This window comes from Planctopirus hydrillae, from assembly GCF_001707835.1.
Lineage (GTDB): Bacteria > Planctomycetota > Planctomycetia > Planctomycetales > Planctomycetaceae > Planctopirus > Planctopirus hydrillae.
This window is the reverse complement of sequence record NZ_LYDR01000140.1, coordinates 1-317: the sequence shown is the minus strand read 5'-3', so window position 1 is coordinate 317 and position 317 is coordinate 1. Positions and strand designations below refer to the sequence as shown.

1 protein-coding gene is annotated in these 317 nt (G+C 65.3%); it reads right to left on the bottom strand.

Annotation, left to right across the window (positions count from 1 at the left end):
• Nucleotides 1-37: 37 nt before the first annotated feature.
• A partial coding sequence (locus A6X21_RS25915; protein WP_205847485.1) for a 2-C-methyl-D-erythritol 2,4-cyclodiphosphate synthase occupies nt 38-317 on the bottom strand: 280 nt, incomplete at its 5' end.

Genomic DNA, 317 nt, shown 5'->3' with positions numbered 1-317 from the left:
GCATCGCCGGCCCTGTCAAGACGCCCGACATCGGTGTTCAGCCCATGGAGGGCTCGGGCGGCGCCAGCAGCATCGCCACCGCCTGCGCGGCGATGCCCTCGCCGCGGCCGGTGTAGCCCAGCTTTTCCGAGGTCTTGCCCTTCACATTGACCGCGTGCGGCGGAATGCCGCAGTCGGCGGCGATGTTGGCCACCATCTGCGCGGCGTGCGGCGTGATTTTCGGGCGTTCGCAGATGACCGTGGCATCGATGTTGCCGATTTTGACTTTGCCAGCATACTCCGTGGCCAATTCATCAATAGTCGGTGCCAGCATGCGG